We start from the raw sequence: 24,610 nt of genomic DNA on the forward strand, positions 1-24,610 counted from the left end.
TATCAAAGGGTAATCAGTGATTACTTAGTCAGTGCGTCGCTACCGTTTTCACGGATTTTAGCTAGCATTGGCTTCACTACGCGAGCGTTACCAGCAACGATGTTGCCAGATGCTAGGTAGTTAGTGTTACCAGTAAAGTCAGCACAGATAGCACCTGCTTCACGTGCAATTAGCTCACCTGCAGCAATTTCCCATGGCTTCTGCCCTAGTTTGAATACACCGTCTACGCGGCCAGCTGCTAGGTAGCAAAGATCAAGGGCAGTAGAACCAGACTGACGCATGTCGTCACACTCAACAAATAGAGCGCTCTGGATCTTCATGTAGCTTTCAGAGTGTTGCTTAGCAGCAAATGGTAGTGCTGTTGCCAGAGTCGTACCTGTTAGGTCACGAGGCTGAGATGCACGGACACGCTGGCTGTTTAGCTGAGCGCCTGAGCCGCGTGTTGCTGTGAACAGTTCGTTGCGAGCTGGGTCGTAAACTGCTGCGATTTCAGTGCGGCCACGCATGCGTAGAGCAACAGAAATAGCAAAGTGAGGTAGACCTCGAACGAAGTTTTTGGTGCCATCCAGTGGGTCGATGATCCATTGACACTCTTTGTCTTTACCTTCTTTGTTACCGCTTTCAGCTGCAATGATGCAGTGATCAGGGTAAGACTTAAGGATAGTATCGATAATGATAGCTTCAGCTTCTTTATCGATGTTGGTAACAACATCATTACCTTTGTTAGCAACTTCAATTGATTGAGGTTTTTCTAGAGATTTAATGACATGGTCACCAGCCTTTCGTACAGCACGAATGGCGATATTTAGCATCGGATGCATAGGATCTTCCCAACGGATGTTAAAGAACTAAAAAGCGGCGGCGAGTATATCAGAGCTTGGGCAAAAAGGAAGTGGTTATTTTTTCGGCGAGGCTGGTTTTATGGTCATAGTTATAATGTTTTTACATGTTTTCTACCTTTTTGAGATGACTGTGATAAAATCCTAGCGCTTTAAGAATTCATCGGAAAATTGCTACTCCATGTTAGATAAAATCAGTGTTGTCCTAGTAGGAACGTCTCACCCGGGTAATATCGGCTCGGCGGCCCGTGCAATGAAGGTAATGGGCTTAACCAATCTGGTATTGGTCGAGCCTGCCTGTGAAATTGATGAGAAGTCCTATGCCTTAGCAGCAGGTGCTGCTGACATAGTTGAAAACGCTAAAATTGTCGCAACACTGGACGAAGCGATTGCTGATTGTGGTCTGGTCGTAGGATCCAGTGCACGCTCCCGTACCTTGGAGTGGCCGCAGCTTGACCCGCGCGAGTGCGGGATTAAGGCGATTGCTGAAGCAAGTACGCATAACGTCGCGATTTTGTTTGGTCGTGAGCGTACAGGCCTCACCAACGAAGAGCTACAGAAGTGTCACTGCCATGTGTATATTCCTGCCAACCCGGATTACAGCTCATTGAATCTGGCAATGGCTGTTCAGACCGTCAGCTATGAGATCCGCATGGCTTTCCTGGAGCAGCAAAAGCATGCCGGTAACAACAAGGTGGAAGAATACCCACGCGCTAAAGAGCTGGAAATGTTCTACGAGCACCTTGAAAAAGTGGCCAGGCAGACCCGATTTATAAATAAGAACCACCCGGGAATGGTGATGGCGAAGCTTCGCCGACTATTTACTCGTGCACGCCCAGAGCAGCAAGAGTTGAATATCCTGCGTGGTATCTTATCCTCTGTCGAAAAATCGTTAGAAAACCACGATAAATAGACACATAACCCATATGGTTAAAAACCTGACTGAAACAGTCAGGTAAATACTTGACCGTTTTAGTCGGGTATGCGACACTCCCCCCATACATTGTAAGTGGGTAGCGGTGTGTTATGAGATTGACATCAAAAGGAAGATACGCAGTGACAGCCATGCTGGACGTGGCACTGCATTCTCAAGATGGTCCTGTTCCTCTGGCTGATATTTCAGAGCGACAGGGGATTTCACTGTCTTATTTGGAACAGCTTTTCTCTCGCTTGCGCAAGGCTGGCCTGGTGGCTAGTGTTCGTGGTCCGGGTGGTGGTTACCGCTTGGGTGACGATGCGAACAATATTGCTGTAGGGATGGTTATTGCGGCTGTTGATGAGTCGGTCGATGCTACCAAGTGTCATGGAAAAGGTGATTGTCAGGGCGGTGTGCGCTGCCTGACACATACCCTGTGGCGCGATCTTAGCTCCCGTATTAGCGGCTTTTTAAACAACATCACTCTTGGTGAGTTGATGCATGATAATGACGTGCAAGAAATTTCTGATCGTCAGGATCAGGTACTACATAAAACGTCATTTGGAAATAAAACAACACACGACAACGCCACTATAGGTGTCGATGTTCGCTCCTAGAGACTAGACGTCCGTGTTTTCGGAGATGAAGATGAAACTGCCAATATATTTTGATTATTCCGCTACTTGCCCAGTAGATCCCCGTGTTGCCGAGAAGATGATGCAATGCCTGACAATGGATGGTAATTTCGGTAACCCGGCTTCGCGTTCTCACCGTTATGGTTGGCAGGCAGAGGAAGCAGTCGATACGGCACGTGAAAATATTGCAGATCTGCTTAATGCCGATCCGCGTGAAATCGTCTTTACGTCAGGCGCAACGGAATCTGATAACCTGGCGATCAAAGGTGCTGCGCACTTCTACGGCAAGAAAGGTAAACACGTTATTACCTGTAAAACAGAACATAAAGCGGTTCTGGACCCATGCCGTCAGCTAGAGCGTGAAGGTTACGAAGTGACCTACATGGAGCCGGAATCAAACGGCCTGATCGATCTGGCTAAGCTGCGCGATGCTATTCGTGAAGATACTGTTCTTGTTTCAATCATGCACGTGAATAACGAGATTGGTGTGATTCAGGACATCGCGGCAATTGGCGAAATGTGCCGTGAGAAGAAAGTCATCTTCCATGTTGATGCTGCTCAGTCGGCAGGTAAATTGCCAATTGACGTACAGGAAATGAAAGTTGACCTGATTTCCCTGTCGGCGCACAAAATATACGGCCCTAAGGGTATTGGTGCCCTTTATGTTCGTCGTAAACCACGTATTCGCCTGGAAGCACAGATGCACGGTGGCGGCCATGAGCGCGGTTTCCGCTCGGGCACTCTGGCAACACATCAAATCGTAGGTATGGGTGAAGCTTTCCGTATTGCCAAAGAAGATATGGAAAAAGATTATCAGCACGCCCTTGCACTACGTAACCGCCTGCTTAAAGGCCTTGAGGGTATCGAAGAGATGACCATCAATGGTGACTTGGAGCAGCGCCTACCGAACAACCTAAACATCAGCTTCGCTTTTGTAGAAGGTGAATCATTGCTGATGGCACTGAAAGATCTTGCGGTGTCTTCTGGTTCTGCTTGTACTTCTGCAAGTCTGGAGCCTTCGTACGTACTGCGTGCGCTGGGTCTGGATGATGAACTGGCACATAGCTCAATTCGTTTCTCTTTCGGTCGCTTCACGACGGAAGAAGAAGTAGACTACGCAATTGCTCAAATCAGCACAGCGGTAGAGAAATTGCGAGAAATGTCTCCACTGTGGGATATGTTCAAAGAAGGTGTAGACCTGAACACAGTCGAGTGGGCACACCACTAATCTAGCGGTCTTAAAGTATTCGAGGAAATTATCATGGCATATAGTGAAAAAGTCATCGATCATTATGAGAACCCGCGTAATGTGGGCTCATTTGATAAAAACGACAAGAGTGTAGGTAGCGGCATGGTGGGTGCTCCAGCATGTGGTGACGTTATGAAACTTCAGATCAAAGTAACTGAAGAAGGCATTATCGAAGATGCTAAGTTCAAAACGTATGGTTGTGGTTCTGCTATCGCATCAAGCTCACTGATCACCGAATGGGTGAAAGGTAAGAGCCTGGATGAAGCGGCAGCTATCAAGAACTCGGCTATTGCCGAAGAACTTGAGCTTCCACCTGTAAAAGTTCACTGCTCGATTCTTGCAGAAGATGCAATTAAAGCTGCAGTTAGCGATTACAAAAAGAAACACGAAAATAATTAATTCCTGAGGGTTGTTGTATGGCCATTACTATTACTGAAGCGGCGGCAAGTCGCGTAGCTACTTTCCTTGAGAACCGCGGCAAAGGCATTGGCCTGCGTTTAGGTGTCCGCACTTCAGGATGTTCAGGTATGGCTTATGTCCTTGAGTTTGTCGATGAGCTCGATGAAGGGGATCAGGTATTCGAAGAGAAGGGTGTGAAGATCATTATTGATCCGAAAAGCCTGGTGTATCTTGACGGTACCGAGCTGGATTTCGCCAAAGAAGGGTTGAATGAAGGCTTTAAGTTCAACAACCCGAACGTATCAAGCGAATGCGGTTGTGGTGAGAGCTTCAACGTCTAATCGCTGTTTCAATCGAGCCTGGTTACTTCACTACTCTGGAGTAGTCAGGTTTGATCTTTATAGATACCAGACGCGCTATGAATCATTTCGAATTATTTGGGCTACCTTTCCAATTCAAACTGGATGGTAGCCTTCTTTCAACTCAGTTCCGGGAACTGCAACGTCGTTTCCACCCTGATAATTTTGCGACAGCTTCTGAGCGAGATCGCCTGATGGCTGTCCAGAAAGCCGCGCAGATTAACGATGCCTTCCAAACACTAAAAAAACCGATTTCTCGATCCGAGTATATGCTGTCCGAGAAAGGGATAGATATCCGTGGTGAGCATAAGACGTTACAGGACCCTGAGTTTTTAATGCAGCAGATGGAACTGCGGGAAGCGCTAGAAGATATTCCTAGTGCCAGTGATCCTGAAAGTGCGTTGTTTGACTTTGAACAGCAGGCATCAGCGCTTTACAAGGCACAGCTCGCGGACCTCGAGCAATTGTTAAACCAAGAAAGCTGGGAGCAAGCGGCAGATGCCGTGCGTAAGCTAAAGTTTATTGATAAGCTGCGCTACGAGGTTGAGCGTCTAGAAGAGACCTTACTCGACTAATCACTCCAGCACTAACTCCACAGGAACGATAATGGCACTGTTACAGATTGCTGAACCAGGTCTAAGTGCTGCACCGCACCAACATAAACTGGCGGTGGGCATTGATCTGGGTACTACCAACTCTCTCGTGGCTGCGGTTCGCAGCGGCGTTCCGGAAACGTTAAAAGATGCGCAGGGCCGGGCGATTTTGCCGTCGGTTGTGCATTTTGGCGAAGAAGCCGTGCTAACTGGTCACAATGCCAGGGATCTTGCCCAGCAGGATCCGGAAAATACGATTTTTTCCGTGAAGCGTATGATGGGTCGCTCGCTAGCTGATATCCAGCAACGTTATCCCAAGCTACCTTACCAGTATCAGGCAACTGACAATGGCTTGCCGCAGTTGGTAACTCATGGTGGTTTGGTTAACCCGGTTCAGGTTTCGGCGGAAATCCTTAAATCGCTAAATGAACGTGCGATTGATACCTTGGGTGGTGAGCTGGAAGGCGTGGTTATTACTGTTCCGGCCTATTTTGATGATGCTCAGCGTGCCGGAACCAAAGATGCGGCGAAGCTGGCTAACCTGAACGTACTACGTTTGCTTAACGAACCAACGGCTGCAGCAATTGCTTATGGGCTGGATTCCGGACAGGAAGGCGTGATTGCCGTTTATGATCTGGGTGGTGGTACGTTTGATATTTCTATCCTGCGTTTGTCGAAAGGTGTTTTTGAGGTACTGGCGACTGGTGGTGATTCTGCGCTGGGTGGCGATGATTTTGACCACCTGTTGGCTGAATGGATTGCCGAGCAGGCCGATGTTGACGGTGAGCTGTCTGCACAGCAGCGACGTGTGCTGCAAGATGTCGCAACTGCAGCGAAGATAGCCTTAAGTGATGCTGATGAAGCTCAGCTTGACGTGCTGGGTTGGCAGGGCGCGATTAGCCGTGAGCAGTTTGACAGTTTAATTCAGCCATTGGTGAAGAAAACCCTGATGGCATGCCGTCGTGCGATCAAGGATGCCGGCATTGAGATCGACGAAGTCATTGAGACTGTCATGGTGGGTGGTTCTACCCGTGTGCCGCTGGTACGTGAATTGGTTGGTAACTATTTCGGCAAAGAGCCGCTGACTTCGATTGATCCGGATCAGGTAGTTGCTATTGGTGCGGCAATTCAGGCTGACATCCTGGCTGGCAATAAGCCGGACTCTGACATGCTGCTGCTGGATGTAATCCCGTTGTCGCTGGGTATTGAAACTATGGGTGGCATGATCGAGAAAATCATTCCGCGTAATACTACGATTCCGGTTGCCAGAGCTCAGGAATTTACCACGTTTAAAGATGGTCAGACGGCGATGTCTGTCCATATTGTGCAAGGTGAACGTGAAATGGTGAGCGACTGTCGTTCATTGGCTCGCTTTACCCTGCGCGGTATTCCGGCGATGGCTGCCGGTGCTGCTCATATTCGCGTGACCTATCAGGTTGATGCTGATGGTTTACTGTCGGTAACCGCGATGGAGAAGAGTAGCGGTGTCCAGTCTTCGATTCAGGTGAAACCGTCTTATGGTTTGACCGATGATGAAATCGCGACGATGATCCGAGAGTCGATGACCCATGCGCAGGAAGACAAAGATGCCCGTACCCTGGCTGAGCAACAGGTAGAAGCGGATCGCGTCTTGGAAGGCTTGATAACAGCGCTGGCAGCAGACGGTGATACGCTGCTGACAAAAGAAGAGCGTGACGAGCTGGAAGCAGTCATGATGGAACTTGTTCAGTTACGGCAGGGTAATGACCCGCGTGCGATTGAAGAAGGTATTAAGAAAACAGATAAAGCCAGTCAGGAATTTGCTTCACGCCGGATGGATCAATCCATTCGTCAGGCATTGGCTGGTCAGTCTATTGATGAGGTTTAGGCATGCCTAAAATTGTTGTATTACCCCACGAAGAACTATGTCCAGAGGGTGCAGTCCTGGAAGCTGAGAGTGGCGAAAGTGTCCTGGATGTTGCCCTGAAAAATGGCATCGGTATTGAACATGCTTGTGAGAAGTCGTGTGCTTGCACAACATGTCATGTGATTATTCGTGAAGGGTTTGACTCGCTGGATGAGAGCAGTGAGCTTGAAGACGACATGCTGGATAAGGCATGGGGCCTTGAGCCTGAATCACGTCTGGGTTGCCAGGCGAAAGTGGCTGATGAAGATTTGGTGGTAGAAATTCCGAAATATACCATCAACCTGGCTTCAGAAAACCACTAATGGGATCAGTCGATCTGCTGTTAGCCTGGAGGCTGGCAGTAGGTCGGCTACACTAATACCTATCCCATTACTTTCCTGTCATCGTAATGAACGGAGCAGAGTTAATATGAGCTTGAAATGGATTGACTCACGCGAATTAGCAATTGTGCTGTCTGAGCAGTTTCCTGACATTGACCCTAAGACCATTCTATTTACTGATCTCCGGGAATGGATTCTGGATCTGGATGACTTTGATGATGATCCTAACCATTGCAACGAGCGTATCCTTGAGGCCGTGCAAATGTATTGGATCGAAGAAACAGAATAGTTACTGCCTTCCCCCTTCTTCTTTTCTTTTTTCTATGGGACTAGTGTGCCCTTTATATTGCCTTCAATTCGATCTTGCTCTTAGTCTTGATGTAAACAGCTTGTTTGTTTGTAGGTCTCAGTGCAAAGTAGTGAATATTGCTAAATATTGAGTTATTACCAACAGGATTAACTCACCAATTGTAGCCCTTGCAGTTAGCTTTGTTGTTGATAAAGCTGCTTTTCTCTTGTAATGCCTAACAATGCCCCCATAACGTCAGGTATGTGTGGTAACTGTGGTGTCATGTCTTTGTTACCCGAATATGTTTTTTCTGGGAGCTGGCTTTCTGTAGTGGCTGAACCTATTTATTTGTATCCATACGGCTGTGAGTTAAGCGTTGGTATGGATCGCAGAACCCAAGGAGTAATTCATGTCTGCCAATATGTTTGTTTTTCTATCCCAGCAAGCAGCCGATGAGAAATGGGGTAATAATGCGCTGGTGACCTTTGAGGCAGAAGGTGCCGTGATCCACCTGACGGATGAAAATCCACTCGCGGCTATCCAGCGAGCAGGACGAAAGCTGGATGGACAAGGTATCAAGCAGGTTGAGCTGACTGGTGAAGGCTGGGATCTGGAAGGGATTTGGGCTTTCATTCAAGGCCATCGAAATGCTAAGACTGGCAATGAAGTGCTTTGGACTGGGTTGAATGAAGGCGATGAGGCTGAGCTTCAGGCACGCCTGATGGCGACAAATTGGGTACGTGAAATTATCAATCAGCCAGCAGATATTGTACGGCCATCTCAGCTGGCTGCCCGTGCTGGTGAATTTATTAAGTCACTGGCACCGGATCATGTCACCTATAAAATTGTTAAAGGTAACGACCTGCTGGATGAAGGCTGGACCGGTACTCATACGGTAGGCCGTGGTTCAGAGCGCTCTGCTGCAATGTTACGCCTGGACTATAACCCGACAGGAGATGCTGATGCACCAGTGCACACTTGTCTGGTTGGTAAGGGGATCACTTTTGATTCTGGTGGTTACAGCCTAAAACCATCTGCAGGTATGGCAGCGATGAAGGCCGATATGGGCGGCTCGGCCATGGTAACCGGAGCTCTGGCATTGGCTATTGCCCGTGGAACGAACAAGCGGATCAAGCTGGTACTTTGCTGTGCCGAAAATATGGTGTCGGGCCGTGCCATTAAGGTAGGTGATATTATCACTTATAAGAATGGTAAAACTGTTGAAGTGCTCAACACTGATGCTGAAGGGCGTCTGGTACTGGCTGATGGCTTGATCTACGCCAGCTCCCAGCAGCCAGAAATGATCATTGACTGTGCAACGTTGACCGGCTCGGCTAAGAATGCGTTGGGTAATGACTACCATGCCCTGTTTAGTTTTGATCATGATCTGGCGCAGAAAGCACTGATGGCGGCAAGCGAAGAGCATGAGGGCCTGTGGCCGCTACCGTTGGCTGAACATCACCGCGCGATGATGCCTTCTAACTTTGCTGATTTATCAAATATTTCCCAGGGTGAGTTCTTACCTGGCGCGAGTACGGCTGCGGCCTTCTTGTCTTACTTTGTTGATGATTACAAGGCCGGGTGGATGCACATTGATGCCAGCGGGACATACCGTAAGTCGGCCAATGATAAATGGGGCGCCGGCGCAACGGGTATGGGGGTACGAACCCTAGCCAATATTTTATGTGATGAAGAATAAACGACAACCATTGCATGCTTGATTAATACCGGATCACCGTCGCAGAGCCAGCGGCGGTGATTTGTTACTGGAAAATGAAAAAGGGTGTTCATGTTAAGGATTACATTATCAGCGGAGCCTTGTGCAGGGGCATGGGGTGAAAATGCATTGCTGTCCTATCGGGAAGATGGCGCAGCGATCCACTTTCAGGGAGAGTATCCGCTGCGTCGAATTCAGCAGGCGGCTCGTCGCTTGCAATCGCAGGGCGCTGAGCAGGTTAGCCTAGAAGGAAATGACTGGAATTATGAGCGTCAATGGGCGTTCTATTGCGGTTTTGCGGCCTCTATGAACCCGGTGGAGCTTGAATGGGCGCCGATTGATGAAGATGAAGTGGAATTGCTCAGTGCTCGTCGTCGCAGTACTGACTGGGTACGACGCGTGGTTAATGCGACTCCGGAAGAAATGTATCCGGAAAAATTAGCCAATGAGGCAATAGAGTTTTTAGCCGTTATTGCCGGCGATCATATTAGTCATGAGCTGCTAGTCGGCGATCAACTTTTAGAGCATGGTTGGGTAGGCACGCACAGTGTCGGTCGTGCCAGCAGCCGTAAGCCGGTGATGCTGACATTGGATTATAATCCGACAGGTGATGCTGATGCGCCCGTTGCTGCTTGTCTGGTTGGTAAGGGGATAACTTTTGATTCAGGTGGTTATAGCCTCAAATCCAGTGCCGGTATGGTAACCATGAAGTGTGACATGGGCGGAGCTGCTACAGTGACGGCGGCGCTGGGCTATGCGATTGAGCAAGGTTTACGCCAACGTGTGACGTTGATCTTATGTTGCGCAGAAAATATGGTGGCTGGTAACGCCTATAAGCTAGGTGATGTGCTAACGTACAAGAATGGAGCGACAGTCGAAGTGGTCAATACGGACGCAGAGGGGCGTCTGGTGCTGGCCGATGGCTTGATTGCTGCCAGTGAGACCAAGGCTCCGCTGATTATCGATGCAGCGACTCTGACTGGAGCGGCGATGATGGCCCTAGGAACGGAATACAATGCATTGTTCAGTCTTGATAAGTCACTGTTGCTGAAAGCGCAGGAGTTGTCCGAGTTGGTCCATGAGCCAGCCTGGCCGTTACCACTGGAAAAATGGCATCAGGGAAACTGTCCTTCCTATTACGCAGATACGGCTAATAGCCGGGCGCAGAAGGGCGGTGGAATGGGGGGAGCCTCGAATGCTGCGGCATTTTTGTCCCGTTTCGTTGATGTTGAAGTGAGCAGCTGGATTCATTTTGATTTGGCGGCTTGTTTTCAGGATAGTGCTGATAGCCGCTGGGCAGCAGGAGCGACAGGCCAGGGGGTGGCCAATATCGCAGCCTTGCTGTTGTAGTTTGTGATATCCGGCCGTTATCGGCCGGTTTAAATTAGATAAGCGAATTCAAAAGGAAGAATAATAATGACAATTGAAAGAACTTTCTCAATCGTTAAGCCTGATGCAGTAAATCGTAATCTGATTGGTGCTATTTACCAGCGTTTCGAAAATGCCGGCCTGAAGATTGTTGCGGCGAAGATGGTGAACATGAATACCGAAAAGGCACAGGGATTTTATGCCGAGCATGAGGGAAAGCCGTTTTTTGGAGATTTAGTGGCATTTATGACGTCAGGCCCGGTTATGGTGCAGGTGCTGGAAGGGGAAAGTGCAATCAGCCGTTACCGCGAGCTGATGGGTAAAACTAATCCGGAAGATGCAGCTTGCGGTACCATACGCGCAGATTTTGCCTTGAGCCTGCGTCATAATTCGGTACATGGTTCAGACAGCTCGGAATCAGCGGCACGTGAAATTGCTTATTTCTTTGCCGATGATGAGATTTGTCCGCGTGATTAAGTGGTTGGCTAAAGTTTAAACAAAACAGATGATTGACGGGAAGCCTTTGGCTTCCCGTTTTGTTTTTCATTGCCTTAAATACCTAACTGCTAATATATCCTTATGGGTTACAAGTGGAAACTCAGTGGTAAAGGCTGTACAATTTCGCGCCTTGAATTGTCCTGTTACAAGCAACCCCCCTACTTAAGGTTGCCAAGGCGCAGAATCAGTCATTTTTTAGTGAGGCAACAACCGATGACAACAGTCAAAACTAATCTGCTGGATTTCGATCGCAAAGGTCTGCGTAAGTATTTCGCTGAAGAGCTTGGTGAAAAAGCATTCCGTGCCGATCAAATAATGAAGTGGATTTATCATTTCGGTTGTGATGATTTCGATCAAATGACCAACATCAACAAGAAGTTGCGCGAAAAACTTAAGCAAGTTGCTGAAATTCGTGCGCCTTACGTGTCTGAAGCCCAGCATTCCAGTGATGGTACGATTAAGTGGGCGATGCGTGTTGGTGATCAGGATGTAGAAACGGTTTATATCCCGGATGAAGATCGCGCAACTTTGTGTGTGTCTTCCCAGGTTGGTTGTGCCTTGGAGTGTAAGTTCTGCTCGACGGCACAGCAGGGCTTTAACCGTAACTTGCGTGTATCGGAAATTATTGGTCAGGTTTGGCGTGCAGCCAAAGAGATTGGTGTCGAGAAAGAGACGGGTCGCCGCCCGATCACCAACGTGGTGATGATGGGCATGGGTGAGCCGTTGCTGAACATGAAAAACCTGATCCCTGCACTGGAAATTATGCTGGATGATCTGGGTTTTGGCCTGTCTAAGCGCCGTGTAACTGTTTCAACTTCTGGTGTTGTTTCTGGTTTGGATCAGATGACTGATAATATTGACGTTGCACTGGCTATTTCACTGCATGCGCCAACTGATGAGCTTCGTTCTGAGATCATGCCAATCAATGATCGCTGGAACATCGATACATTCCTTGAGTCGGTTCGTCGTTATATCGCTTCGTCAAATGCAAATCGTGGTCGAGTGACGGTTGAGTATGTACTGCTGGATCATGTCAATGACGATATGGATCATGCACGCCAGCTGGCTGAGACGCTGAAAGATACTCCAGCGAAGGTTAACTTGATCCCGTTCAATCCATACCCGGGTTCGCCGTACAAAAAGCCAAGTAACTCGCGTGTTGATCGCTTCATGAAGACGCTGATGGAGTATGATTTTACTGTAACGCTACGTAAGACCCGTGGCGACGATATCGATGCGGCCTGTGGTCAGTTGGTCGGTGATGTGATTGACCGCACGAAACGAACACAAGCTAAGCGTGAAAATGCAGAACAAATTCCAGTAAAAGCTGTCTCATAACAGTGGGATAACCTAACTAGGGTAACTTGTCACCAGTTATTTAATCGTGCATGGATGTGGGGTAAGTATGGTGCGGTGGACGGTGTACCCATTATTGTGTAGCTTATTGATTGGTTGTGTAACTGTTGATGAAGCGGGCAATAAAAAAGAATTTGATAATATTGAAGCTTCTGAGGCCAGGATTTCTCTTGGCCTTAATTACCTAGAATCCGGGCAATGGCAGCGAGCCCGTGATAACCTAGAGCTAGCGCTCAAGTACGCGCCGGATTATTATCGTGCACAGAACGCGATGGCGTATTATTATCAACGGGTTGATGAACCAAAACAGGCTGAAGCCATGTACAAGCAGGCTTTGCGTGATTCGCCAAAAAATGGCGATGTTCGGAATAACTATGGTGTATTCTTGTGTAGGCAGGAGCGCTACAATGAAGCCATCGCCTCCTTCGAGAAAGCCATAAAGCAACCCTATTATTACCTGACTTCGGCCAGTTATGAAAATGCCGGGCTTTGTAGCCTGAAAAGTGGTGATACGGAGAAAGCACTGGGATATTTTGAGAAAGCCTTGGCCTATGACCCTTACCGGCCGAAATCAATGTTACAGTTGGCGCAGCTGGAAATCGATTCTCAGAACTTGAAAGATGCGCGCGTCATGCTATCTAAGTTTAATAAGCGTTACGGATATAAGGCTGATAGCCTTTGGCTGCTTATCCGACTTGAAAATCAAGCCGGACGTCCTACACAGGTTGAGAAGTATGCAGCCCTGTTAAAGGAGCAGTTTCCGGAATCGCAGCTATATAAAAAATATCTAGCCAATGAATACTGAACAGAACGAAGAGCGATCAACAGAAGAAGTCATTCGTCCGGGGGATATGCTTCGCCAGGCACGTGAAGAGCTTGGTTATTCACAAAAGGATATTGCCAGCCGTTTGAGGCTCCGCCTCACGGTGATAAATGACATCGAAGAAAATAAATTCGAAGAAGCACAACTGGCCACGTTTACACGTGGCTATGTGCGTTCATATGCCAAATTTGTCGGCCTGGATGCAGCCGTTGTACTGGCGAAGCTGGATCTGCTGGGTCAGGCCCAGCCCCAGGCACAAGAGATGCAGAGCTTTTCGCGCCGCACTAAGCGTGAGGCTCATGATAGCCGGATTATGAGCCTGACTTGGGTTCTGGCGATAATCTTTGTAGGCCTGACTGGTGTCTGGTGGTGGCAAAGCCTGCAAATGGAGCCGGAGACTGATTCACTTACAACCGGTGAGCAGCAGATTCAACCATTGGATGAGTCGCTGGCAGGTACTGACGACAGCGAGTTAACTGCGGCTGATATTAGCGCAGCTGCGGAGGGATCGGTTTCGATTGCTGAAGAGTCGACAGAAGGCTCTGTAGAGCCGAAACTACCTGTACCGGAGTCAGCTGAATCGACTATCAACTTTGATAATAGTTTTAGCCGTTCACCTGAAGCAGAGCAACCCGCGCTAGAGGTGACAGACAATACTGAAACTTTAGACCAACCAGCGGTGAGTGAGCCGGTGGTACCAGCAACGGTTGAGACAGCCCTACAGCTGACTTTCAGCGGAGATTGCTGGGTGGATATCCGCGATGCCAATGGTAAGCGATTGGAGTCCGGGATCAAAAAGCCTGGTGATGTGCTGAATTTAGATGGAGCGGCACCGTTTAAAGTCGTGCTAGGTGCACCTGGTGTTGTTAAAATTAGCTATAAAGGTGAACCGGTTGATCTCAGCGGGTATCCGGTTGGTAAAGTAGCACGGTTGAAGCTGCCGCAGTAAACAGAGAAAGTGTAATGCATAACGAGTCTCCAATTAAACGTCGCCAGTCTACACGTATCTATGTCGGTAATGTACCGATTGGTGATGGCGCGCCGATTGCTGTTCAGTCGATGACCAATACGCGTACGACTGATGTCGAAGCGACTGTTGCGCAGATTAAATCATTGGAAAATGTTGGAGCTGATATCGTTCGTGTATCGGTACCGACAATGGATGCTGCCGAAGCATTCAAGCAAATCAAGCAGCAGGTGAGTGTACCGCTGGTGGCGGATATTCACTTTGACTACCGTATCGCACTGAAAGTGGCCGAGTACGGTGTTGACTGTCTGCGTATCAACCCGGGCAATATTGGGCGTGAAGATCGTATTCGTGCCGTTGTTGATTGTGCCCGCGACAAAAACATTCCAATTCGTATTGGTGTGAACGGCGGATCGCTGGAGAAAGATATCCAGCAGAAATATGGTGAGCCAACGCCGGACGCTCTGGTTGAATCGGCTATGCGTCATGTCGATATTCTGGATCGTATGAATTTTGACCAGTTCAAGGTGAGCGTGAAGGCTTCTGATGTGTTCCTGGCGGTAGATTCTTATCGTAAGCTGGCTCAACAGATCAAACAGCCGCTACATTTGGGTATTACTGAAGCGGGCGGAGCCCGTGCCGGTGCGGTGAAATCAGCCGTTGGCCTTGGTATGCTACTGGCTGAAGGTATCGGTGATACTTTGCGTGTTTCATTGGCGGCAGATCCGATTGAAGAGATCAAAGTGGGTTTTGATATCCTGAAATCTCTGCGTATCCGCTCCCGTGGTATCAACTTCATTGCTTGCCCAACTTGTTCACGTCAGGAGTTTGATGTGATTGGTACAGTCAATGAGCTGGAGCAGCGTCTGGAAGATATTACGATCCCTATGGATGTTTCTGTGATTGGTTGTGTGGTTAACGGCCCGGGTGAAGCAGAAGTATCTCATCTTGGTATAGCTGGCGGTAATCGTAAAAGTGCTTTTTATGAAGACGGTGTTCGTCAGAAAGAGCGCTTCGACAACGATAACGTGATCGAGCAGCTAGAAACCAAAATCCGTGCAAAAGCATCAATGCTGGATGCCAATAACCGCATTGATGTAACGGAAAAATAGCGAAATATTCTGAATCACGCCCTGAAAATTGGGGCGCGGTTCACTATTTCCTTTATAACCTATATATTCGACTCAATTCCCCCATCGGTTAACGAGAACAAACGTGGCGAAACAAATTCAAGCAATTCGAGGCATGAACGACTGCCTACCATCGCAATCTCCTCTTTGGCAAAAAGTGGAAGGTACCATTAAACAAGTAGTTAGCGCTTACGGCTACAGTGAAGTCCGTATGCCGATCGTCGAGTCGACGCATTTGTTTAGTCGTGCGATCGGTGAAGTGACGGATGTCGTTGAAAAGGAAATGTATACATTTGATGACCGTAACGGTGACAGCCTGACTTTGCGTCCGGAAGGTACGGCTGGCTGTGTGCGTGCTGGTATCCAGAACGGTCTTCTTTACAACCAGGAGCAGCGCCTGTGGTATACCGGCCCTATGTTCCGTCACGAACGCCCTCAGAAAGGCCGTTACCGTCAGTTTCACCAGTTTGGTGTTGAAGTTTTTGGTCTGAATGGTCCGGATGTTGATGCTGAGTTGATCATGATGACTGCTCGTATGTGGCGTAAGTTGGGAATCGATAAGCATGTACGCTTGGAGCTGAACTCTATCGGTTCACTGGAAGCACGCGCAAACTACCGTGAAGCGCTGATTGCCTTCTTAGAGCAGCATATCGATATTCTTGATGAAGATTGCAAGCGCCGTATGCACACCAACCCGCTTCGCGTTCTGGATACTAAAAATGCGGCAGTGCAAGAAATTTTGGTTGATGCACCTAAGTTGTCTGAGTACCTGGACGAAGAATCCAAGCAACATTTTGCCGGTTTATGTGAACTATTAGACGCTGCTGGTATCGAATACCAGGTAAATGAACGTCTTGTGCGTGGTTTAGATTATTATAACCGTACTGTTTTTGAGTGGATTACTGAAAGCCTGGGTGCCCAGGGTACCGTGTGTGGCGGTGGCCGTTATGACGGTCTGGTTGAGCAGCTAGGTGGCAAGGCGACACCTGCAGTTGGTTTCGCAATGGGTCTTGAACGTTTAGTTCTGATGATGGAAACCCTGGAGCTGACAGAAGTACGTCGTCCGGTTGATGTTTACATGGTTACAGCCGGTGAAGGTACCATGATGGCCGGTATGAAGTTGGCAGAAAAACTTCGTGAAGAAGTTGCTGGCTTGCGCGTAATGAGCCACTTCGGTGGTGGTAACTTCAAGAAACAGTTTAAACGTGCCGACAACGTTGGCGCTGCAATTGCGCTAGTTCTTGGTGAAAATGAAATCGCTGAAAACACTGTGGTTGTAAAAGATCTACGTGGTGGTGAGCAAACTACCATGGCACAGGAAGACGTAGCAGCGAAGCTTGCAGAATTGATTTAAGAGAGGACAGGACGTGGACGGCAACATCACAGAAGAGCAACAGGTTGAACAGATTAAAGCTTGGTGGAAAGAAAACGGTAAGGCCGTTGTTCTGGGCGCTGTGATTGGTCTGGGCAGTCTGTATGGCTGGCGTTATTACCAGTCGGAAGTACAGGCAGCCAAGGAGCAGGCATCTGATGCCTACACTCAGGTAATTAACAGCCTGGAAAGTGGCAACGTTGATGCAGTGGCTGATGTTCAGGCTTTCATTACTGCTCATGAAAGCAGCCAATATTCAGTACTGGCAGCCCTTCAGCTGGCAAAAGTACAGGTGCAGGCCGGTGATCTGGATGCAGCTGTTGAGCAGCTGAGCTGGGCAATCGGTAATACCCAGGACGTTGCAATTCTACCTATTGCGCAGACACGCCTGGCGCGTATCTATGCTGAGCAGCAGAAGTTTGATGAAGCTCTGGCTGAACTGGATAAGGTGGCAGCTGAGAGTTGGCAGGCCAAGGTTGCTGAGCTGCGTGGTGATGTATTGTTGCAAAAAGGCGATAGTATTGCGGCACGTGAATCTTACGTGAAAGCTCAGCAGTTGGGCGCATCGCCTGCACTGCAGATCAAACTTGATGATCTGGCGCAGTAAAGGTTGATACGTATGCAGAAGGTGTTAAAGCAGGCCGTATCCGTAGCACTGGCAGTCGGCATTTTAGCCGGCTGTGCAGGCGAAGAAGATACCATCCAGATGGCACCGCTGCCGAAGGTTGAGAGTTCTTTTGTTCCGGCAAAGAGTTGGTCCCAAAGTATTGGTGACGGCGTCGGGCACTATTTCTCCAAGCTTTCTCCGGCTGTGGGCTATGGAAAGATTTTTGCTGCTGATCGAAATGGTCTTGTTAAGGCGCTGGATCCGGAAAACGGTAAGGCGATCTGGGAGCAGGATCTGGAAGGCGAGGTTAGCGCTAAGCTGGCTGGTGGGATTTCACTGTCTTACGGCAAGGTGTTTATTGGTTCAGAAAATGCTGAAGTAATTGCTTTGGATGAAGAAACCGGTGAGGTTGCCTGGCGGACGAAAGTGGAAGGTGAAGTTCTTTCCAAGCCGTTAGTTGATGAAGGGCTGGTAGTAGTTAATACCAGCCGTGGAATCTTGCAGGCGCTAGATGCTGACAGTGGTGAGCCTAAGTGGCAGCTGAGCAGTGAAGTGCCGACGTTGACTCTACGTGGAGACAGCTCTCCGGTCTCGATTTCCGGTGGTATTTTCTGGGGACAGGCCAACGGCCGTCTCGCCGGCGCTCTGATGAATAATGGTCAGATGCTATGGCAGCAGCCTATCGGTACGCCGAAAGGGGCAACAGAAATTGATCGGCTGGTTGATGTTGATGCTACACCGGTGATTGCCGGCGAGCGTTTGTATGCTATTAGTTATAACGGTAACCTGGTATCAATCGAGCTACGTACTGGTCAAGCAGCCTGGAAACGCAGTTATTCGTCGGCGTCAGACTTTGTGATTGACGGCAGTCAGCTATATTTGATCACAGATAAAGACCATGTGGTTGCGGTTGATATCCGTAGCGGTACTGAGCTCTGGCAGAATCGGAGTCTGGAATACCGTCTGCTAAGCGCACCTTCTGTGCTGAACGGTTATGTGGTGGTTGGTGACAGTGAAGGTTACCTTCACTGGCTTGATTCGGCTACCGGTGATTTTGTAGCCCAGCAGGCAATAGATGATAGTGGCATTTCTATTTCTCCGCTGCCGCTAAACGACGGTTATCTGGTCGTGACACGTGATGGACGTATTAACAAAATGCAAATGCCGTAAATTGTCGGTATAATGCCCGCCGTATAAAATTTTGTCGGCTCCTGCTGTGTTATACAGTCAGGAGCCGTTATTGTTATATCCATTCCTTATATTATTGTCGGATGAAGGGAGCAAAATGGCTGCTGGAGGCAAGAATGAATGGAAGAGTATGTCATTAAGACTATGAAAAGTAAGAGGTAGTTATGATTCCTGTTGTTGCCCTTGTCGGGCGCCCGAACGTGGGTAAATCGACGTTATTCAACCGTCTTACCCGTACAAGGGATGCGCTGGTTGCTGATTTTCCTGGCCTAACAAGGGATCGTAAGTACGGTAAAGCTGAGCTTGAAGAGCACGAATTTATTGTTATCGATACCGGTGGTATCGACGGTACCGAAGATGGTGTTGAAACCAAGATGGCCGAACAGTCATTGGCTGCTATTGAAGAAGCTGATGTTGTACTGTTCCTGGTTGATGGCCGTGCAGGCCTGACTGTAGCAGATGAAGCGATTGCTAAGCATCTTCGAAGCCGTGAAAAGCCGACATTCCTGGTTGTGAACAAGATCGATGGTATTGATGCCGACAGTGCCTGTGCCGAGTTCTGGCAGTTAGGTGTTGATGCGATGTACCAAATTGCAGCGGCGCAGAACCGTGGTGTGACGGCCCTGATGGAACGTGCGCTGGCTCCTTTTGCTGAGTCTTTGAAAGGCACGGAAGAAGGTGAAGAGCCAAGCATTGAAGATCTGACTTCGGTTGAAGATATTGAAAATGCGAACTTGTCTGAGGCGGATGCTGAAGCTGCGTATAAGCGCTTGCAAGAGCAGCCGATCAAGTTGGCGATCATTGGCCGCCCGAATGTGGGTAAATCGACTCTGACTAACCGTATCCTCGGTGAAGAACGGGTTGTGGTTTACGATATGCCGGGTACAACTCGTGACTCTATCTATATTCCGATGGAGCGTGATGGCCAGGAGTATGTTCTGATTGACACCGCGGGTATCCGTCGTCGTAAGAACATGCACGAAGCTGTCGAGAAGTTCTCGGTGATCCAGACGCTGAAAGCTGTTGAAGATGCTAACGTAGTTCTGCTGGTTATCGATGCTCGTGAAAATATTTCGGATCAGGATTTGAGTCTGCTGGGCTTTGCCTTGAATGCCGGTCGTTCACTGGTTATTGCGGTTAACAAGTGGGATGGTCTGGATAACGAAGTGAAAGAGCGTGTTAAGTCTGAACTTGACCGTCGTCTTGGTTTTGTTGATTTTGCCCGTATCCACTTTATTTCGGCACTGCACGGTACCGGTGTTGGTCACCTTTATGAGTCTGTACAGGAAGCTTACCAATCGGCGACCAAGCGTATCAGTACTTCAATGCTGACTCGTATTATGCAGATGGCACAAGATGACCACCAGCCGCCAATGGTTCGTGGTCGCCGTGTGAAACTGAAGTATGCGCACGCCGGTGGTTATAACCCGCCGATTATCGTGGTTCACGGTAACTTGGTTAATGAGCTACCTGGTTCGTACAAGCGTTACTTGATGAATTATTACCGCAAGTCACTGGAAATGATGGGGACACCGATCCGTATTCAGTTCCAGAGCAGCGAGAACCCATTTGAAAGTAAGAAGCAGAAGCTGACTATCTCTCAGGAGCGTCAACGCAAGCGTCTGACAAGTGCACTGAAGAACCGAGATAAATAAGATAAGCATCAGGTGATGATGTCACTGGCTTTTATCGAAAAAACCCAGCCTAAAAGGCTGGGTTTTTTTATCTCTTACAGACAGTATAAAATGTCGTAATTATCTATAGTCAAAGGAAAGTCCATGTCTGCAGTAACTCCAACCGACGTATTATTTACCGAGCCACAATGGCAGACAGTAGCCGAGATCCAGTTGTGCGTTCCGGCAGCCTCTGGCGGAAGCTGGTTAGTCACCACTCAGACGCCGTTTCATCCGGTCAGCCATATCTGGCCGGATCATCCAGCGGATCGTGGCGAGGTTATGGTTGACGGAACCAGCTATAAGGTAGTCGGTTGTTATACCGGTGCTGTAGAGCTGGAAACGAAAGCATTGTATGTTGATGCTTATATTCCGGTTAAACGCAATGAACCGGGCTGGGTGTTTGTTGTTGTTCATCATATTGAGCATGAATTGGCATTATCGGCTGGTACTGAAGTAGAGCTTAAGGTGGATCAAGCTTATCAGCAGGCATTGAGCCGTGCACATAGTGGCGGTCATTTGTCTTCTCTGGCGCTGAATAAGGTCTTGCACCATGACTTTTGGCGTAAGGATGCCTCGCGTAAAGATGAAATGGGGCATTATGATTTCCACAGTTATGCCCAGACAGAAAGCCGGGTGAGTGAAGATTGCAGCACCGATACGTATCGTCTGGGTAAGACGCTGCGCAAACGTGGGCTGAACAGCGCCGATCTTATTGAACAGCTTGATGCAGTGGTGGCACATAGGGTGAATCAGCAGTTGGAAATCTGGCGACAACAGGGGACTGTTGTGACCATGCATCGCGAAGGCAAGGCGCTGACTGACAGCCGTTACTGGCAATGTGAATTGGAGGATTGCCTGGTGGAGATCCCTTGTGGTGGCACACATATCAATTCTTTAGCAGAATACGGTAAGCTCGAAGTGGAATTTCAGTTAGTGAGTGATCAGGAACTCATTATGCTGACGAAGACCAGTGCTTAATTCGCTTTTGAGAAAAAATCGCCCGATATGGCGATTTTTTTATATCTTTCAAAAAGCTGGTTTCTGTAATTTATCTCTGTCAGTTCGGTGTTATAAGCTTTGTTATCAGTAACAATTATAAAAAATATCACTTTGGAATGCTATTCTGTTTGATTTGATTTGATTTGATTTGATTTGTTTTGTACTTGATCTTTGGGTTTCCAAGGGAAGTGTAAGAATAAAACTCTATTTAAAATCCAAATGCAGAATATGTAACTTATGCTTTCGGGATGTGTATTGATAAATATTCTTTTGGTACCTGATCGCTGATCACGATGGCTTTTAAAGTTGATCAACAGATTTACGAACGATCAAGCGTCCTAAGAATTAATGGATAGAATTGATCTTTTTGCGATCTGTGTATTTTGTTGCTTTAGTACTGTGAATGATCGATGATCATCCGTAATGGTTATAGGAAAGAGTATCGGGTTTATACTGTTCCCTGTAGGTATTAAATAAGTTTTAAGGGATAAACATGAGCGATAATATTTGCCCGGATTGTCAGAATGACCTGGATTGGAAAGATGGTCAGTATTATTGTGAGACTTGCCAGCACCCGGTGAAGAAACGGGCGTTTTGTCCGGAGTGCGACAGTGAACTGGAAAAGCTGCAGGCCTGTGGAGCGGCGAGCTATTTTTGTAATAGCTGTAATGAGCTGAAATCCAAGTCTCGGGTCAAAATTACTTTTGAAGCGGTGAAGTAACTGTCTTTTATCTCATTTTGCGGAAAGCTCAGCTTTCCGCTTTCAATTAGCAAATTCCTTTTCTATTAACTCATTTCTTTTTTGTTCTCTGTTTTGTTCCCACACCAGCCTTTATTCCTGCTTTTAAACTCCCCCTTCGGGAGCGTTTCAGTCGCTCGATAATGGCCCAAAATTGCTTTGATGTAGAGGCCACTATATCTTCATCAATTTAGGTTGTTCTCAAGCGTCTGAAAACGTTCTGATTGGATCAGATTATTGTTCAGTTTGGTATTAAAAGTGGTAAATCGAAAGTAATCACGGTATTTCATTGATAATGATTATCATAATATTGTTCGATGACTAATAGGGATATTGGCATGACATCAAGATCACTATTGTTGCAAGTAGATAACCTCTCCGTTTCTTTCCGGATGGAAGATGAAACCGTTTATGCGGTGAAAGGGATTTCTTTTTATCTTGAAAAAGAAAGACATTGGCTTTGGTCGGGGAATCCGGTTCTGGTAAGTCGGTATCATCTAGTAGCATTATGGGGCTGCTGCCCTCGAATGCGATTGTCGATCCGTCAAGCTCCATTCAGTCCCAACAGCAGGAATTGCTCAGTATGGCGGAAAAAGCGCTCCGAAGTGTTCGCGGTGATTGGATAGCGATGATCCTTCAAGAGCCGATGACATCGTTTAATCCGTATATTCCGGTGGGGGAGCAGGTTGCCGAAGCCGTAATGTGTCACCGTAAGGTTACTCGTAAAGCGGTAATGGACGAGACATCAGCGCTCGGCCGTTCAGTGCAGCAGACTGTGCTTGAGCTTCTGAAAGATATTCAGCAGTGGCACAATATTGCTTACCTCTTTATCAGCCATGATCTCTCGGTTATCCGGGCTATTTCAGATGAAGTTATCGTGATGCAAAAAGGGGAAGTGGTGGAGCGGGGCACCGCAGATCAGATTTTCGAAGCGCCACAGCAAGCTTATACTCGGCGTTTGATTGACGCCTGTATGCTGGTAGATGAGGTAGCGTGATAGCAATCATGATTATAGATATTGTTGCGTGTTAAGGACAAAAAAAGACAATAAAAAACGCCACATTTCGATGTGGCGTTTTTAATGTCTCCAAGGATATTTTGTGCCTGTCCCTGAATCTTATTCCTGCGTTTATTCTTGGACTACTGAACGAATTTCTCCGTCTGCAACCGTGGTGTGCAGGGTGTCGCCAGACTTTACCTGCGCGGCTTTGCGGATGACCTTGCCTTTGGCATCTTGGGTGATGGAGTAGCCGCGTCCCAAGGTAGCCAACGGGCTGACAGTCTCCAGCTTTTCTGCAGCCAATGCCAGTTTATGGTTTGCATTAAGCAGGCGGCGATCCATGGCATCCAGCAGGCGGTGTTTGGTTTGTTCCAGACAGCTACTTTGTTGCTGGAGCAGGTGTACCGGAGAGTGCAAAGCCAGTTTGTATTCGGCATGGCTGATATGTTGCTGGTGGCCACTTATCAGTTGGCGCATTGCCCGTTCCATCCGGCTCGAAAGCTCATCCAGCAGCTGTTGTTGCTGATTAAGCCGAACCTGCGGATGCTGACGATCCAACCTGTGCTGGAGGTTGATGATTCTTGCCTGCTGTCCGGAGAGATAGTGGCGTATCGCATGGCGAAGCTGCTGGGTCTTCTGGTTGATTTTCTGGGTCTGGTGCGTCATGTCCCGGCTGATCAGCTCCGCAGCTGCAGACGGTGTCGGGGCCCGAACATCAGCAACAAAATCGGCAATGGTGACATCAACCTCATGGCCGACGGCACTGACAATTGGGATCTGGCTGGCAGTAATAGTGCGGGCCACAATTTCTTCGTTGAAGGCCCACAAATCTTCCAGCGAGCCACCGCCACGGCCGACAATCAGGACATCACATTCCTGGCGGGCATTAGCCCGGCCGATAGCCTGAGCAATCGAGATCGCAGCGCCTTCTCCCTGCACCATAGTCGGATAGATAACGACAGGCAGGCCGGGGTCTCGGCGTTGAAGTACGTTCAGAATATCGTGCAGGGCAGCACCGGTTTTTGAGGTAATGATACCGACACAGTTAGGCTGTTCCGGCAACGGTTTTTTCAGCGACTGAGCAAACAGCCCTTCGGCTGCCAGCGACATTTTTAGCTGTTCAAATTGTTGCTGGAGTCGGCCGTCGCCTTCCGGCTGCATGCTCTCGATGATCAGCTGGTAGTCACCGCGCGGTTCATACAGCGATAGGCGGGCTTTGACCAGAACCTGAGTACCGTTACTCGGCTTGAATGTTACCCGACGATTGTTACCGCGGAACATGGCACACTTAACCTGAGCCCGAGAATCTTTAAGGGTGAAGTACCAGTGGCCGGACACCGGCATCGATAGATTAGACAGTTCACCGACCAGCCAGACGACACCCATTTCGTTTTCAAGGATAAGGCGAACTTGGGCATTAAGGCTGGAAACTGTATAGATGCGATCGTTAGATTGAGTTTGTTGGGCAAACATGGTCACGAGGCTGGACACCTGCTGTAGAGAGGTTAAGTAGTGTACGGAAATGTAACGAAAAATCACCAGGCAGATCTATGGACAGATCTTGACCGTAATTGAAAGACCGCAACACCGGAAACTTAACCGAAATATATTACAGATCAACAAAAAAATGTCAATAAAAAAATTTTAAAAATTACTAGCCAAACG

The 24,610-nt window shown here is 48.2% G+C and carries 25 protein-coding genes; 23 read left to right on the plus strand and 2 right to left on the minus strand.

Annotated elements, in window-relative coordinates; translation table 11 throughout:
- Positions 1-20: 20 nt before the first annotated feature.
- Positions 21-821, minus strand: coding sequence for an inositol-1-monophosphatase (gene suhB, locus Q0852_RS06825; protein ID WP_299015738.1), 801 nt, complete (start codon positions 819-821; stop codon positions 21-23).
- Positions 822-1,020: 199 nt separating this feature from the next.
- On the opposite strand from suhB, the gene trmJ reads away from it, so the two are divergent.
- The 23 genes from trmJ to Q0852_RS06940 all read left to right on the plus strand — a co-directional run bounded on the left by trmJ (position 1,021) and on the right by Q0852_RS06940 (position 22,942).
- Positions 1,021-1,752, plus strand: coding sequence for a tRNA (cytosine(32)/uridine(32)-2'-O)-methyltransferase TrmJ (gene trmJ / locus Q0852_RS06830; protein ID WP_299015740.1), 732 nt, complete (start codon positions 1,021-1,023; stop codon positions 1,750-1,752).
- A gap of 113 nt (positions 1,753-1,865) precedes the next feature.
- Positions 1,866-2,372, plus strand: a complete 507-nt coding sequence (iscR, locus tag Q0852_RS06835; RefSeq protein WP_299015743.1) for a Fe-S cluster assembly transcriptional regulator IscR — start codon at positions 1,866-1,868, stop codon at positions 2,370-2,372.
- A gap of 31 nt (positions 2,373-2,403) precedes the next feature.
- Positions 2,404-3,618: an IscS subfamily cysteine desulfurase gene (locus Q0852_RS06840; protein ID WP_299015749.1), complete on the plus strand. Its 1,215-nt coding sequence runs from the start codon at positions 2,404-2,406 to the stop codon at positions 3,616-3,618.
- Between the two features lie 33 nt (positions 3,619-3,651).
- Positions 3,652-4,038 carry a Fe-S cluster assembly scaffold IscU gene (gene iscU, locus Q0852_RS06845; RefSeq protein ID WP_299015753.1) on the plus strand — a complete coding sequence of 129 codons (387 nt, stop codon included), beginning with the start codon at positions 3,652-3,654 and terminating at the stop codon, positions 4,036-4,038.
- Between the two features lie 17 nt (positions 4,039-4,055).
- Positions 4,056-4,379 carry an iron-sulfur cluster assembly protein IscA gene (iscA, locus tag Q0852_RS06850; protein ID WP_299015756.1) on the plus strand — a complete coding sequence of 108 codons (324 nt, stop codon included), beginning with the start codon at positions 4,056-4,058 and terminating at the stop codon, positions 4,377-4,379.
- Between the two features lie 77 nt (positions 4,380-4,456).
- The gene (gene hscB, locus Q0852_RS06855) at positions 4,457-4,972 is read left to right on the plus strand and encodes a co-chaperone HscB (RefSeq protein WP_299015758.1); all 516 of its coding nucleotides are present in this window, start codon (positions 4,457-4,459) and stop codon (positions 4,970-4,972) included.
- Between the two features lie 31 nt (positions 4,973-5,003).
- Positions 5,004-6,857: a Fe-S protein assembly chaperone HscA gene (gene hscA / locus Q0852_RS06860; protein WP_299015761.1), complete on the plus strand. Its 1,854-nt coding sequence runs from the start codon at positions 5,004-5,006 to the stop codon at positions 6,855-6,857.
- A 2-nt stretch (positions 6,858-6,859) separates the two neighbouring features.
- Entirely contained in the window at positions 6,860-7,198 is a 339-nt protein-coding gene (fdx, locus tag Q0852_RS06865) for an ISC system 2Fe-2S type ferredoxin (protein ID WP_299015763.1), read from the plus strand.
- Positions 7,199-7,310: 112 nt separating this feature from the next.
- Positions 7,311-7,505: a Fe-S cluster assembly protein IscX gene (iscX, locus tag Q0852_RS06870; RefSeq protein ID WP_299016350.1), complete on the plus strand. Its 195-nt coding sequence runs from the start codon at positions 7,311-7,313 to the stop codon at positions 7,503-7,505.
- A gap of 409 nt (positions 7,506-7,914) precedes the next feature.
- Positions 7,915-9,204 carry an aminopeptidase PepB gene (gene pepB / locus Q0852_RS06875; protein WP_299015765.1) on the plus strand — a complete coding sequence of 430 codons (1,290 nt, stop codon included), beginning with the start codon at positions 7,915-7,917 and terminating at the stop codon, positions 9,202-9,204.
- Between the two features lie 90 nt (positions 9,205-9,294).
- Positions 9,295-10,572 (plus strand): aminopeptidase PepB, encoded by a 1,278-nt coding sequence (pepB, locus tag Q0852_RS06880; RefSeq protein WP_299015767.1) that lies wholly within the window; start codon positions 9,295-9,297, stop codon positions 10,570-10,572.
- A gap of 66 nt (positions 10,573-10,638) precedes the next feature.
- The gene (ndk, locus tag Q0852_RS06885) at positions 10,639-11,067 is read left to right on the plus strand and encodes a nucleoside-diphosphate kinase (protein ID WP_299015770.1); all 429 of its coding nucleotides are present in this window, start codon (positions 10,639-10,641) and stop codon (positions 11,065-11,067) included.
- Positions 11,068-11,301: 234 nt separating this feature from the next.
- Positions 11,302-12,426 carry a bifunctional tRNA (adenosine(37)-C2)-methyltransferase TrmG/ribosomal RNA large subunit methyltransferase RlmN gene (locus Q0852_RS06890; protein WP_299015772.1) on the plus strand — a complete coding sequence of 375 codons (1,125 nt, stop codon included), beginning with the start codon at positions 11,302-11,304 and terminating at the stop codon, positions 12,424-12,426.
- A 67-nt stretch (positions 12,427-12,493) separates the two neighbouring features.
- Positions 12,494-13,249, plus strand: a complete 756-nt coding sequence (pilW, locus tag Q0852_RS06895) for a type IV pilus biogenesis/stability protein PilW (protein WP_299015774.1) — start codon at positions 12,494-12,496, stop codon at positions 13,247-13,249.
- On the plus strand, positions 13,239-14,216 hold the full coding sequence (gene rodZ, locus Q0852_RS06900; protein WP_299015777.1) for a cytoskeleton protein RodZ: 978 nt from the start codon (positions 13,239-13,241) through the stop codon (positions 14,214-14,216). Before pilW ends, rodZ begins: the two co-directional genes overlap by 11 nt.
- Before the next feature lie 14 nt (positions 14,217-14,230).
- Positions 14,231-15,346 (plus strand): flavodoxin-dependent (E)-4-hydroxy-3-methylbut-2-enyl-diphosphate synthase, encoded by a 1,116-nt coding sequence (gene ispG, locus Q0852_RS06905; RefSeq protein WP_299015780.1) that lies wholly within the window; start codon positions 14,231-14,233, stop codon positions 15,344-15,346.
- A 103-nt stretch (positions 15,347-15,449) separates the two neighbouring features.
- On the plus strand, positions 15,450-16,718 hold the full coding sequence (gene hisS / locus Q0852_RS06910) for a histidine--tRNA ligase (protein ID WP_299015782.1): 1,269 nt from the start codon (positions 15,450-15,452) through the stop codon (positions 16,716-16,718).
- Between the two features lie 13 nt (positions 16,719-16,731).
- Positions 16,732-17,343, plus strand: coding sequence for a YfgM family protein (locus tag Q0852_RS06915; protein WP_299015784.1), 612 nt, complete (start codon positions 16,732-16,734; stop codon positions 17,341-17,343).
- A gap of 12 nt (positions 17,344-17,355) precedes the next feature.
- Complete coding sequence (gene bamB, locus Q0852_RS06920; protein ID WP_299015787.1) at positions 17,356-18,513, plus strand: outer membrane protein assembly factor BamB; 1,158 nt, start codon at positions 17,356-17,358, stop codon at positions 18,511-18,513.
- A 182-nt stretch (positions 18,514-18,695) separates the two neighbouring features.
- Positions 18,696-20,186 (plus strand): ribosome biogenesis GTPase Der, encoded by a 1,491-nt coding sequence (gene der, locus Q0852_RS06925; protein ID WP_299015790.1) that lies wholly within the window; start codon positions 18,696-18,698, stop codon positions 20,184-20,186.
- A 123-nt stretch (positions 20,187-20,309) separates the two neighbouring features.
- A complete protein-coding gene (locus Q0852_RS06930; protein ID WP_299015793.1) occupies positions 20,310-21,185 on the plus strand; it encodes an alanyl-tRNA editing protein in 876 nt (291 codons plus the stop codon).
- Between the two features lie 514 nt (positions 21,186-21,699).
- Complete coding sequence (locus Q0852_RS06935; protein ID WP_299015796.1) at positions 21,700-21,927, plus strand: zinc ribbon domain-containing protein; 228 nt, start codon at positions 21,700-21,702, stop codon at positions 21,925-21,927.
- Positions 21,928-22,399: 472 nt separating this feature from the next.
- The gene (locus Q0852_RS06940) at positions 22,400-22,942 is read left to right on the plus strand and encodes a hypothetical protein (protein WP_299015799.1); all 543 of its coding nucleotides are present in this window, start codon (positions 22,400-22,402) and stop codon (positions 22,940-22,942) included.
- A 132-nt stretch (positions 22,943-23,074) separates the two neighbouring features.
- Here Q0852_RS06940 and xseA read toward each other — a convergent pair whose 3' ends face one another.
- Complete coding sequence (gene xseA / locus Q0852_RS06945; RefSeq protein ID WP_299016353.1) at positions 23,075-24,418, minus strand: exodeoxyribonuclease VII large subunit; 1,344 nt, start codon at positions 24,416-24,418, stop codon at positions 23,075-23,077.
- Positions 24,419-24,610: the final 192 nt, after the last annotated feature.

Origin of the sequence: uncultured Photobacterium sp. (assembly GCF_947502415.1) — a bacterium.
Classification (GTDB): Bacteria; Pseudomonadota; Gammaproteobacteria; order Enterobacterales; family Vibrionaceae; genus Photobacterium.